Source organism: Pseudomonas sp. NFACC37-1, from assembly GCF_900101575.1.
GTDB classification, from domain to species: Bacteria; Pseudomonadota; Gammaproteobacteria; order Pseudomonadales; family Pseudomonadaceae; genus Aquipseudomonas; species Aquipseudomonas fluorescens_AA.
The window spans coordinates 1-14,496 of the sequence record NZ_FMUZ01000059.1; the positions used below are offsets into that span (position 1 = coordinate 1).

General features: G+C 61.1%; 10 protein-coding genes and 1 pseudogene. 10 read left to right on the forward strand and 1 reads right to left on the reverse strand.

All coding sequences use genetic code 11. The annotated features are described in order from the left end of the window. The first annotated feature begins 666 nt into the window (after positions 1-666). From BLP82_RS29150 to BLP82_RS29190, 9 genes are all read left to right on the forward strand, one after another. On the forward strand, positions 667-2,268 hold the full coding sequence (locus BLP82_RS29150) for an ABC transporter substrate-binding protein (protein WP_092176844.1): 1,602 nt from the start codon (positions 667-669) through the stop codon (positions 2,266-2,268). 255 nt (positions 2,269-2,523) lie between these two features. Further along, complete coding sequence (locus BLP82_RS29155) at positions 2,524-4,149, forward strand: ABC transporter substrate-binding protein (RefSeq protein ID WP_060739187.1); 1,626 nt, start codon at positions 2,524-2,526, stop codon at positions 4,147-4,149. Between the two features lie 399 nt (positions 4,150-4,548). Next, a complete protein-coding gene (locus BLP82_RS29160; RefSeq protein WP_092176847.1) occupies positions 4,549-6,150 on the forward strand; it encodes an ABC transporter substrate-binding protein in 1,602 nt (533 codons plus the stop codon). 170 nt (positions 6,151-6,320) lie between these two features. Beyond that, entirely contained in the window at positions 6,321-7,736 is a 1,416-nt protein-coding gene (locus BLP82_RS29165) for an OprD family porin (RefSeq protein ID WP_092176850.1), read from the forward strand. A gap of 75 nt (positions 7,737-7,811) precedes the next feature. Further along, positions 7,812-9,407: an ABC transporter substrate-binding protein gene (locus BLP82_RS29170; protein WP_092176853.1), complete on the forward strand. Its 1,596-nt coding sequence runs from the start codon at positions 7,812-7,814 to the stop codon at positions 9,405-9,407. Positions 9,408-9,481: 74 nt separating this feature from the next. Beyond that, positions 9,482-10,492 (forward strand): ABC transporter permease subunit, encoded by a 1,011-nt coding sequence (locus BLP82_RS29175; protein ID WP_092176857.1) that lies wholly within the window; start codon positions 9,482-9,484, stop codon positions 10,490-10,492. 10 nt (positions 10,493-10,502) lie between these two features. Beyond that, positions 10,503-11,414, forward strand: a complete 912-nt coding sequence (locus BLP82_RS29180; RefSeq protein ID WP_060739191.1) for an ABC transporter permease subunit — start codon at positions 10,503-10,505, stop codon at positions 11,412-11,414. A gap of 10 nt (positions 11,415-11,424) precedes the next feature. Beyond that, positions 11,425-12,393, forward strand: coding sequence for an ABC transporter ATP-binding protein (locus tag BLP82_RS29185; protein WP_092176860.1), 969 nt, complete (start codon positions 11,425-11,427; stop codon positions 12,391-12,393). Continuing rightward, positions 12,393-13,373, forward strand: coding sequence for a peptide ABC transporter ATP-binding protein (locus BLP82_RS29190; protein ID WP_060739193.1), 981 nt, complete (start codon positions 12,393-12,395; stop codon positions 13,371-13,373). The genes BLP82_RS29185 and BLP82_RS29190 overlap by 1 nt, the downstream gene beginning before the upstream one ends. A gap of 267 nt (positions 13,374-13,640) precedes the next feature. On the opposite strand, the gene BLP82_RS29195 is transcribed toward BLP82_RS29190, so the two are convergent. Continuing rightward, on the reverse strand, positions 13,641-13,916 hold the full coding sequence (locus BLP82_RS29195) for a hypothetical protein (RefSeq protein WP_092176863.1): 276 nt from the start codon (positions 13,914-13,916) through the stop codon (positions 13,641-13,643). Between the two features lie 460 nt (positions 13,917-14,376). Between BLP82_RS29195 and BLP82_RS31800 the strand changes: the two are divergent. Further along, positions 14,377-14,496, forward strand: a pseudogene (locus tag BLP82_RS31800) (IS110 family transposase); the annotation flags it as partial.

Genomic DNA, 14,496 nt, shown 5'->3' on the forward strand with positions numbered 1-14,496 from the left:
GCCACGGGATTAATGTTCGACGAGGACGAGGCGTGTTGCTTCAACTGGTGAATCGGGTACACCCGAAAGAAACAGGTCGGCTACAAGGCCGCCTTCGCGAGCAAGCCCGCTCCCACAATGGATCGACGTACGACCGGAGAACCAGGCCGGCTGTCAGGCCGCCTCGCGGTGGACGTTGATCTCGGCGCCCCGTTAACCACGCTGGCCGAACGCAGGCATTGTGGAGTGGGCATCCCGGCATGGATGCCGGGATAGCCGCGCTGGGCCATGGATGGCCCTTCGCGGCGGCCCACGGAACAATGCCGGAGTGAGGGCACACCGAGCCTAAGCGAGGTGCCGAGTGGTGGGGCATGAAGCGCTTTGGTTACTTTCGCGCTTTTCGAAAGTGACCCGCCGTCAGGGCGGAACCCTAAGTGGCCGTTACCGCAGCAATGGATATGTACCCGGTCAACAAAATCCTGGCCGGCTGTCAGGCCGCCATCGCGAGCAAGCTCGCTCCCACAGATCTGACCGGAGTACGACCGCGAGAACCAGGCCGGCTGTCAGGCCGCCTCGTAGAAAAGCGCTATACCCAAACCCAACGGTCCCCCTCACTTTTCGATATTTCCAACACCCCCACCCGCAACGCTACTCTCCTGAAAACCTCACCACCCCCCAAGGGATTTCATGGACAGAACCACCCTCAAGCCTCTCCTGCTCGCCCTGGCCCTGATCAGCAGCGCCCCAGTGGCCCAAGCCGCCACCACCCTGGTCTACTGCTCCGAAGCCAGCCCCGCTGGGTTCGACCCCAGCCAATACACCAGTGGCACCGACTTCGACGCCTCGGCCGAAACCGTCTTCAACCGCCTCACGCAATTCAAGCGCGGCGGCACCGAGGTCGAACCCGGATTAGCGACGAGCTGGGACGTATCCCCCGACGGCCTGGTCTACACCTTCCACCTGCGCGAAGGGGTGAAATTCCACACCACCGACTACTTCAGCCCCAGCCGCGACTTCAACGCCGACGACGTGCTGTTCACCTTCCAGCGCCTGCTCGACCCGCAACACCCGTTCCGCCAGGCCTACCCCACCGAGTCGCCGTATTTCACCGACATGGGCCTGAACACCACGATCAAAAGCGTCGAGAAAGTCGACGAACACACCGTGCGCTTCAACCTGAACAACGTCGACGCCGCCTTCGTGCAAAACCTGGCGATGAGTTTCGCCTCCGTGCAGTCCGCCGAATACGCAGCGCAGTTGTTGAAGGAAGGCAAGGCCGGCGACCTCAACCAGAAACCCATCGGCACCGGGCCGTTCGTGTTCAAGCGCTACCAGAAGGACTCGCAGATCCGCTACGCCGCCAACACGGCGTACTGGAAACCCGAGGATGTGAAACTCGACAACCTGATTTTCTCCATCACCCCGGACGCCGCCGTGCGCCTGCAAAAGCTCAAGCGCGGCGAATGCCAGGTCAGTGGCTACCCACGCCCGGCCGACATCGAGGTAATCGAACAGGATCCGAACCTGCAAGTGCTCAAGCAGCCGGGTTTCAACCTGGGTTTCCTGGCCTACAACGTGACACACCCGCCCCTGGACCAGCTCAAGGTCCGTCAGGCGCTGGACATGGCCATCGACAAGCCGGCGATCATCAAGGCCGTGTACCAGAGCGCCGGTCAACTGGCGCAGAACGCCTTGCCACCGGCCCAGTGGTCGTTCGACCCGAGCATCCAGGACGCGCCCCACGACGTGACCAAGGCCAAGGCGCTACTCAAGGAAGCCGGGGTTGCGCCGGGTACCACCCTCAATCTATGGGCGATGACGGTGCAACGCGCGTCCAACCCCAATGCGCGAATGTCGGCACAGATGATCCAGCAGGACTGGGCCAAGATCGGCATCGAGGCCAACATCGTCAGTTATGAATGGGGCGAGTACATCAAGCGTGCAAAAAATGGCGAACATGACGCAATGATCTACGGCTGGACCGGCGATAACGGCGACCCCGACAACTGGCTGGGGGTGCTGTACAGCTGCGCGGCGGTCAAGGGCAGCAACTACGCCAAGTGGTGCGACCCGGCCTACGACCGCTTGATCCAGCAGGCCAAGGTGTCCACCGACCGTCAGCACCGGATCGATTTGTACCAGCAAGCGCAGAAAATCCTCAAGCAACAGGTGCCGATCACGCCCATCGCCAACTCCACGGTCTTCCAGCCAATAAACAGGAAAGTGGTGGATTTCAAACTCAGTCCATTCGGACTGACACCCTTCTACGGCGTGGGTTTGACGAAGTAACACCCGAGCCAAACCGGTGCGTCACGGCTGCGCGACGCACCGGCAAGGGGCGCTTTTGGCGCCAAAAAAACACCCGCAAACGGTCAACTGCGTCAGAAGTTACACGAATGCGACATTAAGGTACGTTCGTGCCACTGTTTCAGACTTGCAACCGCTCTGGATCTTGCATTGGGTATGGGGCCTGCATAAGTATCCGCAGGACGACTCACGAGGTCGCCCTCAAATCCAAAAATGACAACAAATCATGAGGCCAACATGCTTAAACAAGCGGTCATTCCGTTTTTAGTCGGTGCAAGCTTATTAGCCAGCGCACCTTTCGCCCAAGCCGCGACTAACCTGGTGTTCTGCTCCGAAGGGAGCCCGGCCGGTTTTGACCCGGGTCAGTACACCACCGGAACCGACTTCGACGCCTCTGCAGAGACCGTATTCAACCGGCTGACCCAGTTTGAACGCGGCGGTACCGCCGTGATTCCTGGCCTGGCGACCAAGTGGGATATTTCCGAAGACGGCCTGACCTACACCTTCCACCTGCGTGAAGGCGTCAAGTTCCACACCACCCCGTACTTCAAGCCGACCCGCGAGTTCAACGCCGACGACGTGCTGTTCACCTTCAATCGCATGATCAGCAAGGATGACCCGTTCCGTAAGGCGTACCCGACCGAATTCCCCTACTTCACCGACATGGGCATGGACACCAACATTGCCAAGGTCGAGAAGCTCGACGACAAGACCGTCAAGTTCACCCTCAATGCCGTAGACGCCGCGTTCATCCAGAACATGGCCATGCACTTCGCCTCCATCCAGTCCGCCGAGTACGCCGCCCAGTTGCTCAAGGAAGGCAAGCCTTCCGACATCAACCAGAAGCCGATCGGCACCGGCCCGTTCGTGTTCAAGAGCTACCAGAAAGACTCGAACATCCGTTTCACCGGCAACAAGGAATACTGGCTTCCGGAAGACGTGAAGATCGACAACCTGATCTTCGCCATCACCACCGACCCGTCGGTGCGTATCCAGAAGCTGAAAAAGAATGAATGCCAGGTCACGCTCTTCCCACGCCCCGCCGACCTCAAGGCGATCAAGGAAGACAAGAACCTGAAGATGCCGGACCAACCGGGCTTCAACCTGGGCTACATCGCCTACAACGTGATGGACAAGATCAAGGGCAGCGACCAGCCCAACCCGATGGCCCAGTTGAAAGTGCGCCAGGCACTGGACATGGCCGTCAACAAGCAGCAGATCATCGACTCGGTGTACCAGGGCGCCGGCCAACTGGCCGTCAATGCCATGCCACCGACCCAATGGTCCTACGACACCACCATCAAGGACGCCGCGTACAACCCTGAGAAAGCCAAGGAGCTGCTCAAGGAAGCCGGTATCAAGGAAGGCACCGAGATCACCCTGTGGGCGATGCCGGTCCAGCGTCCCTACAACCCGAACGCCAAGCTGATGGCCGAAATGCTGCAATCGGACTGGGCCAAGATCGGGATCAAGGCCAAGATCGTCACTTACGAGTGGGGCGAGTACATCAAGCGTTCCAAAGGTGGTGAAAACGGCGCCATGCTGATCGGCTGGAGCGGCGACAACGGTGACCCGGACAACTGGCTCAACGTGTTGTTTGGCTGCGACTCGCTGCAAGGCAACAACTTCTCCAAATGGTGCGACAAGAAGTTTGACGACATCGTCAAGCAAGCCAAGCGCACTTCGGATCAATCCAAGCGCACCGAGCTGTACAAACAGGCGCAGCACATCCTCAAAGATGCTGTTCCGATGACACCCATCGCTCACTCGACGGTGTTCCAACCCATGCGCGCCAATGTGCAGGACTTCAAGATCAGCCCCTTTGGCTTGAACTCCTTCTACGGCGTCAGCGTCAGCAACTAAGGTGACCTGTGGCGAGGGAGCTTGCTCCCGCTGGGCCGGTCCGACGCTTCGGGCGTCGCGGCCCCTCTTTTGAGCGTGATGGCGGAGCGGTAAGCAACGCCATCGCGAGCAGGGTTCGCTCCCACGGCATACCGTTGCTTTACGCCAAGACCTAGGAAAACGCCTACATCCAAAAGCACTGCGTACCACAGCAGTTGGTTTGGGACGTATCGCCTTTTCCCACGAGTCTTTCAGGCATTACGCATTTACCGCCCGGCCCACGGCTCATACCGTCGGCACTTGGACGACTTGCCAGCCCTGCGGCATCGCTACGCAATGGAATGAACCCAGTGCCCCGGACCTGTCCCCGGAAGGACGCCGGTTCACTGTTAAAACACCCCGAACGAGAGAGGGAGCGTCATGCGCCATACCTTGGTTTTATCCGCATTGCTGGGCACCGGCCTGTTGGCCGCGACGTCCGCAGCCCAGGCCGCCGGCGGCAGCCTGGTGTTCTGTTCCGAAGGCAGCCCCGCCGGTTTCGACACCGCGCAATACACCACGGCCACCGACAACGATGCCGCCGAGCCGCTGTACAACCGCCTGGCCGAGTTCGAAAAAGGCGCGACCAACGTCGTCCCAGGCCTGGCAACCCGCTGGGACATTTCCGAAGACGGCTTGAAGTACACCTTCCACCTGCGCGAAGGAGTGAAGTTTCACACCACCGACTACTTCACGCCCACCCGGGATTTCAACGCCGACGACGTGCTGTTCACCTTCAACCGCATGCTTGATCCGCAGCATCCGTTCCGCAAGGCCTACCCCACCGAGTTCCCCTACTTCAATGGCATGAGCCTGAACAAGAACATCGCCAAGGTGGAAGCGACCGGGCCATTGACCGTGGTCATGACCCTCAACAGCGTGGACGCCGCGTTCATCCAGAACATCGCCATGAGCTTCGCCGCGATCCTGTCGGCCGAATACGCCGACCAGTTGCTCAAGAGCGGCAAGCCGAGCGACATCAACCAGAAGCCGATCGGCACCGGGCCGTTCGAATTCAAGAGCTACCAGAAAGACTCCAACATCCGCTACGTCGCCAACCAGCAGTACTGGGCGCCGGAGCGGGTGAAGCTGAACAACCTGATCTTCTCCATCAACACCGACGCCTCGGTGCGGGTACAGAAGCTCAAGGCCAACGAGTGCCAGGTCACCCTGCATCCGCGTCCGGCCGACGTGCCGGCCTTGAAGAACGACCCCAAGCTGCAACTGATCGAGAAACCCGGCTTCAACCTGGGCTACATCGCCTATAACACCCGCCACAAGCCGTTCGACCAGGTCGAAGTGCGCCGGGCGCTGGACATGGCGGTGAACAAGCAAGGCATTCTCAATGCGGTGTACCAGGGCGCGGGACAACTGGCGGTCAACGCCATGCCGCCGACGCAGTGGTCCTACGACGACACCATCAAGGACGTCGCCTACAACCCGGAAAAAGCCAAGGAGTTGCTCAAGGCCGCCGGGGTCAAGGAAGGCACCGAAATCACCCTCTGGGCCATGCCCGTGCAACGTCCGTACAACCCCAACGCCAAGCTGATGGCCGAGATGCTCCAGGCCGACTGGGCGAAGATCGGCTTGAAGGTGAAGATCGTCAGCTACGAATGGGGCGAGTACATCAAGCGCACCAAGAACGGCGAACACGACGTCAGCCTGATCGGCTGGACCGGCGACAACGGGGACCCGGACAACTGGCTCGGCACGCTGTACAGCTGCGACGCCATTGGTGGCAACAACTACTCCATGTGGTGCGACCAGGACTACGACAAGCTGATCAAGCAGGCCAAGGTCGTCACCGACCGCGACCAGCGCACCGTGCTCTACAAACAGGCCCAGCAGTTGCTCAAGCAGCAAGTGCCGATCACCCCTATTGCCCACTCCACGGTCAACCAGCCGCTGAGTGCCAAAGTCGAAGGGTTCAAAGTCAGCCCCTTCGGTCGCAATGTCTTTTCGGGCGTCAGCCTGAACCCATAACCGTTAGCCACACAGCGCGGGCTTCCTTTGGAAGCCCCACGCCGACGTCTTGCCATAATTCGCCAATCAGGCTCCAGGCAAACGTTTGCAAGCTGTGAATGAGTTGTAAAACCGATAGCCGTATCACCAAAAAAGAACGGCATGAAAAAGAAAGAAAAGGAGCGTTACCGATGAAACTGAGCAACACCGCGATACTGGCCTTGGCCATCAGCAGCATCAGTGCAACAGCGTTTGCAGAATCCCAGAGCCAGGCGGTCACCCCGGTGACCCTCAAGACCACCAGCGAGCAAAGCGAAGCCAAGGGTTTCATCGACGGCCAGTCCATCACGGGCAGTACGCGCAACTGGTACGCCAACGAGCAATTCAAGCGCGGCACGAAACTCACCTATCGCAAGAACGGTGAAGCTCGCGAGACCGATCGCCGGATCAACTGGCTGCAAGGCACCATCATCAAGTACAACTCGGGGTTCACCGAGGGCACCGTGGGCTTCAGCACCGAACTGGCCGCCTACAACGCCATCGCCCTGGACCAGGATCGCAAGGACCTGGCGTCCAACAACGGCGGTGCGCCGACTACCCGTCCTGGCGCCGGCAACAACCGTACCCTGACCCGCGAAGGCGGCGACGCCGTGGGCCAGTGGAGCAAGCTGGGCCTGGCGAACGTCAAGGCCCGCGTGTCCAACACCACCTTGACCGCCGGCCGCCAGAACTTCAGCAGCCCGATGGTCGACGTCATCGGCAACCGTGCCCTGCCCTCCAGCTTCCAGGGCGTGAGCCTGCATAGCGAAGAGTTCGAGAACCTGGGCTTCGACATCGCCACCTTCGACCGCAACTCGCCGCGTACCGAAGAGAGCCTGCGCAAGTTCCGCTCCGAATACGGTGACAGCAGCGTCGAGACCGATCACGTCAACACCGCCGGTATCACTTACCAGCCACTGGCCAGCCTGAAGACCAGCCTCTGGGCGACCCAGGCCGAAGACATGTGGAACCAGTACTACTTCGGCGCCACCCATGAGCTGGGCGACAGCTCGGTGCTGAGCCTGACCACCGGCCTGAACTACTACAAGACCGTGGACTCGGGCAAAAGCAAGCTGGGCGAAATCGACAACGACACCTACTCCCTGTCGTTCGGCCTGACGCACCAGGCCCACAGCCTGACGTTCTCGTACCAGCAAGTGAACGGTAACGAGTACTTCGACTACCTGCACGAAACCAACGGCATCTACCTGGCCAACTCCCTGCTGTCGGACTTCAACGGCCCGAACGAGAAATCCTTCCAGATCGCCTACGGCCTGAACATGGCTGAATACGGCGTGCCAGGCCTGAAGTTCAACATCTACCAGGCGCGCGGCTGGGGTATCGACGGTACGCACTACAACAGCACCGGTTACAGCGATGTGCGGGCGATGGACGGTGAGCACCACTACGAATACGGCGTCGGTGCGTCCTATGCCGTACAGAGCGGCCCTCTGAAAGCCACCGCGATCCGTGCGACCTACACCGCACACCGCGCCAGCGAAAACCAGGCCGACGGCAGCCTCAACGAGTTCCGTCTGGTCACCACCATCCCGTTCAACATTCTCTAAACTGCCACCGGGCGGTCGACTCACGAGGTCGTCCGCCTGGTCTTTTGCCATTGACCCGATTGCAGAGGATTGACGATGAACATGATTCCCCTACGCGCCGCCATCGCCGCCGCATTGCTGAGCGTCGCCGTTGGCGCCACAGCCAAACCCCTGGTGGTTTGCACAGAAGCCAGCCCGGAAGGCTTCGACATGGTCCAGTACACGACTGCAGTCACCGCCGATGCCGTGGCGGAAACCATTTTCAATCGACTGGCCGATTTCAAGCCCGGCACCACCGAGGTGATTCCGGCCCTGGCCGAATCCTGGGACATCAGTGACGATGGCCTGACGTACACCTTCCACCTGCGCAAGGGCGTCAAGTTCCACACCACCGAATACTTCAAGCCGACCCGCGACATGAACGCCGACGATGTGGTCTGGAGCTTCCAGCGCCAGCTGGACCCGAACCACCCATGGCACAAACTGTCGAGCGTGGGCTTCCCCTACTTTGAAAGCATGGGCTTCAAGGAACTGCTCAAAAGCGTCGAGAAAGTCGACGAGCACACGGTCAAGTTCAGCCTGACCCGCCGCGAAGCGCCATTTCTGGCCGACATCGCCATGGCCTTCTCCTCGATCTACCCGGCCGAATACGCCGACCAATTGCTCAAGGCCGGCAAGGCCGGTGACCTCAACAGCAAGCCGGTCGGCACCGGGCCGTTCGTCTTCCAGCGCTACAACAAGGACGCCCAGGTCCGCTTCAAGGCCAACCCGGACTACTTCCGTGGCAAGCCACCAGCCGATGCGCTGGTATTGGCCATCGCCACCGACAACAACGTGCGCATGCAGAAGCTCAAGACCAACGAGTGCCAGATCGCGCTGTACCCCAAACCCGATGATATCCCCAGCATCAAGAAAGACCCGAACCTGAAGGTCGCTGAACTGGACGCGATGACGGTCTCCTACACCGCCCTGAACACCAGCCACAAATACATGAGCGACGTGCGGGTGCGCAAAGCCATCGACCTGGCCTTCGACAAGGAAGCCTACGTCAACGCGCTGTTCGGCAAGGGCAATGCCACCGTGGCGGTCAACCCATACCCGCCAACCCTGCTGGGCTTCAACCACGACCTGAAGAACCCGCCCCGCAACCTCGACAAGGCCCGCGAGCTGCTCAAGGAAGCCGGCGTGCCGGAAGGCACCGTGTTCACCCTGTTCACCCGCAACGGCGGCGGCCCGACCAACCCCAACCCGATGCTCGGCGCACAGATGATGCAGGCGGACCTGGCGAAGGTCGGGATCAAGGTCGACATCCGCGTGATGGAATGGGGCGAAATGCTCAAGCGCGCGAAAAACGGCGAGCACGACATGGTCTCCGCCGGATGGGCGGGCGACAACGGCGACCCGGATAACTTCCTGACGCCTATGCTCAGTTGCGAAGCGGCCAAGAACGGCGAAAACTACGCGCGCTGGTGCAACGAGAAATTCCAGGCCCTGATCGACCAGGCACGCGCCACCGTGAACCCCGAGGAGCGCGCCAAGCTCTATGAACAGGCCCAGGTGATTTTCAACCAGTACCAACCGTGGATCAGCATGGCCCACACCCGCATGTTCACTGCAATGCGCAACAACGTAGAGGGTTATGTGATTAGCCCGCTCACCACCAATAACTTCGCCACCACCCAGGTGAAGTAGATAAGAAAACGCTCGGTGGCCCTTACCCAAGGGTTGCCGGGCACGCCTAACCGGCTGATGAGGTACACCTGAAGATGTTTAGTTTTATTGCCCGCCGACTGGGATTATTGATCCCCACGTTCTTCGGCATCACCTTGCTGACCTTCGCGTTGATTCGCATGATCCCCGGCGACCCCGTGGAAGTGATGATGGGCGAACGTCGGGTCGATCCCGAAATGCATGCACAGGCAATGGAACGCCTAGGCCTCAATAAACCGCTGTATGCCCAGTACCTGGACTACATCGGCAAGCTGGCCCACGGCGATCTCGGCGAATCGCTGCGTACCCGTGAAAGCGTATGGACCGAGTTCAGCTCCCTGTTTCCCGCGACCCTGGAACTGTCCATGGCCGCCCTGTTGTTCGCCGGTATCCTGGGCCTGCTGGCCGGGGTGATCGCGGCACTCAAGCGAGGATCCCTGTTCGACCATGGGGTGATGGGCATCTCCCTGGCGGGCTATTCGATGCCGATCTTCTGGTGGGGCCTGATCCTGATCATGTTCTTCTCGGTGTCCCTGGGCTGGACGCCGGTGTCGGGGCGGATCGACCTGCTCTACGACATCGAGCCGAAAACCGGCTTCATGCTGATCGACACGCTGTTCGCCGACGAGCCAGGCGCGTTCCTCGATGCCCTGCACCACCTGATCCTGCCGGCCATCGTGCTGGGCACCATTCCGCTGGCGGTGATCGCCCGCATGACCCGCTCTTCGATGCTCGAAGTGTTGCGTGAAGACTACATCCGCACCGCCAAGGCCAAGGGCCTGTCGCCGTCGCGCGTAGTGTTCGTGCATGGCCTGCGCAACGCGCTGATCCCGGTGCTGACCGTGGTCGGCCTGCAAGTCGGCACGCTGCTGGCCGGTGCGGTCCTGACCGAAACGATCTTCTCCTGGCCGGGCATCGGCAAGTGGCTGATCGAAGCCATCGGCGCCCGGGACTACCCCGTGGTGCAGAACGGCATCCTGTTAATCGCCTGCCTGGTGATTCTGGTCAACTTCGTCGTGGACATCCTCTACGGCTTTGCCAACCCACGCATCCGTCACCAGCGCTGAGATCAAAACCATGAGTACTCCAACTACCGCGGTAGCAGTCGATCAAAGCCTGCTGTACCCGTCCCCGTACAAAGAATTCTGGCACGCGTTTTCTCGCAACAAGGGCGCCGTGGCCGGGCTGCTGTTCATGATCCTGGTGGTGTTCTGCGCGCTCTTCGCGCCGTGGGTCGCGCCTCACGACCCGAGCGAGCAGTACCGCGACTTCCTGCTGACGCCGCCGGCGTGGCTTGAAGGCGGGCAGATCCAGTTCCTGCTGGGCACCGACGAACTGGGCCGCGATTTGCTGTCGCGCCTGATCCAGGGTTCGCGCCTGTCGCTGCTGATCGGTTTGTCGTCGGTGGTGATGTCGCTGATCCCGGGCATCCTGCTGGGGCTGTTCGCCGGGTTCTTCCCGCGCATCCTCGGCCCGACCATCATGCGCCTGATGGACATCATGCTGGCCCTGCCTTCGCTGCTGCTGGCCGTGGCGATTGTCGCCATCCTCGGCCCAGGCCTGATCAACACCGTGATCGCCATCGCCATCGTCTCGCTGCCGTCCTACGTGCGCCTGACCCGCGCCGCGGTGATGGGCGAACTGAACCGTGACTACGTGACCGCCGCGCGCCTGGCCGGTGCCGGCCTGCCGCGCCTGATGTTCATCACCGTGCTGCCCAACTGCATGGCGCCGCTGATCGTCCAGGCGACACTGAGCTTTTCCTCGGCGATCCTCGACGCCGCCGCCCTGGGCTTCCTCGGCCTCGGCGTGCAACCGCCCACCCCGGAGTGGGGCACCATGCTGGCTTCGGCCCGGGACTACATCGAACGCGCCTGGTGGGTCGTGAGCCTGCCCGGCTTGACCATTTTGCTCAGCGTGCTGGCAATCAACCTGATGGGCGACGGTTTGCGCGATGCGCTGGACCCGAAACTCAAGAATGCCGCCTGAGGAGATTCCCATGTCACTGCTAGAAATCAAGAATCTCAACGTTCGTTTCGGCGACGCCACCGCCGTGCCGGTGGTCGACGGCCTGGACCTGAGCGTGGAAAAAGGCGAAGTCCTGGCGATCGTCGGCGAATCGGGCTCGGGTAAATCCGTGACCATGATGGCGCTGATGGGCCTGATCGAGCACCCCGGCATCGTCACCGCCGACGCGCTGAACTTCGATGGCAAGAACATGCTCAAGCTGAGCAACCGCCAGCGCCGGCAGATCGTCGGCAAAGACCTGGCGATGGTGTTCCAGGACCCGATGACCGCGCTCAACCCCAGCTACACCGTGGGTTTCCAGATCGAAGAAGTGCTGCGCCTGCACCTGAAGATGTCCGGCAAGGCCGCCCGCAAGCGCGCCATCGAATTGCTGGAAAAAGTCGAGATCCCGGGCGCTGCCAGCCGCATGGATGCCTACCCGCATCAGTTGTCCGGCGGCATGAGCCAGCGCGTGGCAATTGCCATGGCCATTGCCGGCGAGCCGAAACTGCTGATCGCCGACGAACCGACCACCGCCCTCGACGTGACCATCCAGGCCCAGATCATGGACCTGCTGCTGGCCCTGCAAAAAGAACAGAACATGGGCCTGGTGCTGATCACCCACGACCTGGCCGTGGTCGCCGAAACCGCCCAGCGCGTGTGCGTGATGTACGCCGGCCAGGCCGTGGAAGTGGGCAAGGTGCCCGAGCTGTTCGACATTCCGGCCCACCCGTACAGCGAAGCGCTGCTGGCGGCGATTCCGGAGCACAGCATGGGCGCCGAGCGCCTGGCCACGCTGCCGGGCATCGTGCCCGGTCGCTACGACCGTCCGCAGGGTTGTCTGCTGTCGCCGCGCTGCCCGTACGTGCAGGATAACTGCCGCGTACAACGCCCCGCACTTGACCCGAAAACCGCCAGCCTCGCCCGCTGCTTCTACCCGTTGAACCAGGAGGTGGCGTGATGGCCGTCGTACTTACCGCCCGTGACCTGACCCGTCATTACGAAGTGTCCCGCGGCATGTTCAAGGGCCATGCGACCGTGCGCGCCCTCAACGGTGTGTCGTTCGAACTGGAAGCCGGCAAGACCCTGGCCGTGGTGGGTGAATCCGGTTGCGGCAAATCCACCCTCGCCCGGGCCCTGACGCTGATCGAAGAACCGTCCTCCGGCTCCTTGAAAATCGCCGGCCAGGAAGTGACCGGCGCCAACAAGGCCGAACGCAAGCAATTGCGCAAAGACGTGCAGATGGTGTTCCAGAGCCCCTACGCGTCCCTCAACCCGCGGCAGAAGATCGGCGATCAGCTGGCCGAGCCGTTGCTCATCAACACCAACCTGTCGGCCACCGAGCGGCGCGAGAAAGTCCAGGCGATGATGAAGCAAGTGGGCTTGCGCCCCGAGCATTACCAGCGCTACCCGCACATGTTCTCCGGCGGCCAGCGCCAGCGCATCGCCCTGGCCCGCGCCATGATGCTGCAACCCAAGGTGCTGGTGGCGGACGAACCGACGTCGGCGCTGGACGTGTCGATCCAGGCCCAGGTGCTGAACCTGTTCATGGATTTGCAGCAGGAATTCAACACCGCCTACGTGTTCATTTCCCACAACCTGGCGGTGGTGCAACACGTGGCCGATGACGTCATGGTGATGTACCTCGGCCGCCCGGTGGAGATGGGCCCCAACGAGTCCATCTACAGCCGCCCGCTGCACCCGTACACCCAGGCGCTGCTGTCGGCCACCCCGACCATCCACCCGGACCCGAACAAGCCGAAGATCAAGATCGTCGGCGAGCTGCCCAACCCGCTCAACCCACCGTCCGGCTGCGCCTTCCACAAGCGCTGCCCGTACGCGACCGAGCGTTGCAAAACCGAAGAGCCGGCCTTGCGGCCGCTCGATAACCGGCTGGTGGCGTGTCACTACGCCGAGCGGTTCCTCGAAGGCGCGGCGTAAACATAAGAAAAAGACAGGTAGCACACCTGTGGCGAGGGGATTTATCCCCGCTGGGCCGCGAAGCGGCCCTAAACCTAAAGCAGTAAATGCAATATTCCTGGCACACCGAGTTGCCTGGCTTGGGGGCTGCTGCGCAGCCCAGCGGGGATAAATCCCCTCGCCACGGGGGCAAGTCCTCGCTTTGGGTGATGCACCCTGCATGAAAAACCCCTCCAGCCCAGACTGAGTCTCAGTCGGGGCTGTAGGGGGTTTCTTCAGGGCAGAAATCTACGTCTGGCTATCGCCATCGTCGGCATCGTCGGCATCGTCGCCCTCACCACTCTCCCCGCCGTCGTCGGGGTCCTGTTCGATCGTCGAGTCATCACCATCCTGATCACCCGACTCCTGTGTGGTGGTCGCGGCAAGCATCAACTCGCCCTGCGCCACCTGCCCACTCGACGCGTGCTGCTCATGCTCATCGCATTCGGCCCATGCGGCAGTAGAGCCCAGGGACAGCATCACCAAAACCTTCAGCAAAAACATCATGCGTAGCAGCTTGTTCATAGCCAACTCCTTCTTTTCCGGATGAAGCCGAGGCCGACGGCGCTCAAGAAATCTAGTTCTGAACAGGCCGGTTCACCAGATAGGACGCTGCCTAACAGCCAGAAATGCCGCTGCTCGACAGATTGGTTTCGAATAAGGGTTATCTCCAATCCAACTAACCGCCAAAACCCAGTGTGGGAGCGAGCTTGCTCGCGATGACGGCAGCACATCCCACATCCAGGCAAGCTGACCCACCGCTATCGCGAGCAAGCTCGCTTGTATGGTAGGACTTGAAGGGAGGAGGAGGGACAAAGCTCGATTCTGACTGTTAGCCGCAGTACAGACCGTGGGAGATTTCACCCCTCCTCCTTTCACCCAAGCGCCGATAAAGAATGCATCTGGCCTAGACCGACGATAGGAACAAGCCTGCGCCTCTGGGTGAACCCTTCAAGTGTTCAAACCTTAGCCCGGAGGATTTTCAATGGCAATGCCGGTTTCTGTCGCAAAGCCGATCGTGGGTGTTGATGTCGCCAAAGATGAGTTGGTGATTTATCACGCAGAAACAGATCGACTGGAAGCGATCCCCAACACCAAGGCAGCG

Coding starts and splice junctions, on each gene's coding strand:
- BLP82_RS29150 (WP_092176844.1), top strand. CDS start 667: ATGGACAGAACCACCCTCAAGCCTCTCCTGCTCGCCCTGGCCCTGATC.
- BLP82_RS29155 (WP_060739187.1), top strand. CDS start 2,524: ATGCTTAAACAAGCGGTCATTCCGTTTTTAGTCGGTGCAAGCTTATTA.
- BLP82_RS29160 (WP_092176847.1), top strand. CDS start 4,549: ATGCGCCATACCTTGGTTTTATCCGCATTGCTGGGCACCGGCCTGTTG.
- BLP82_RS29165 (WP_092176850.1), top strand. CDS start 6,321: ATGAAACTGAGCAACACCGCGATACTGGCCTTGGCCATCAGCAGCATC.
- BLP82_RS29170 (WP_092176853.1), top strand. CDS start 7,812: ATGAACATGATTCCCCTACGCGCCGCCATCGCCGCCGCATTGCTGAGC.
- BLP82_RS29175 (WP_092176857.1), top strand. CDS start 9,482: ATGTTTAGTTTTATTGCCCGCCGACTGGGATTATTGATCCCCACGTTC.
- BLP82_RS29180 (WP_060739191.1), top strand. CDS start 10,503: ATGAGTACTCCAACTACCGCGGTAGCAGTCGATCAAAGCCTGCTGTAC.
- BLP82_RS29185 (WP_092176860.1), top strand. CDS start 11,425: ATGTCACTGCTAGAAATCAAGAATCTCAACGTTCGTTTCGGCGACGCC.
- BLP82_RS29190 (WP_060739193.1), top strand. CDS start 12,393: ATGGCCGTCGTACTTACCGCCCGTGACCTGACCCGTCATTACGAAGTG.
- BLP82_RS29195 (WP_092176863.1), bottom strand. CDS start 13,916: ATGAACAAGCTGCTACGCATGATGTTTTTGCTGAAGGTTTTGGTGATG.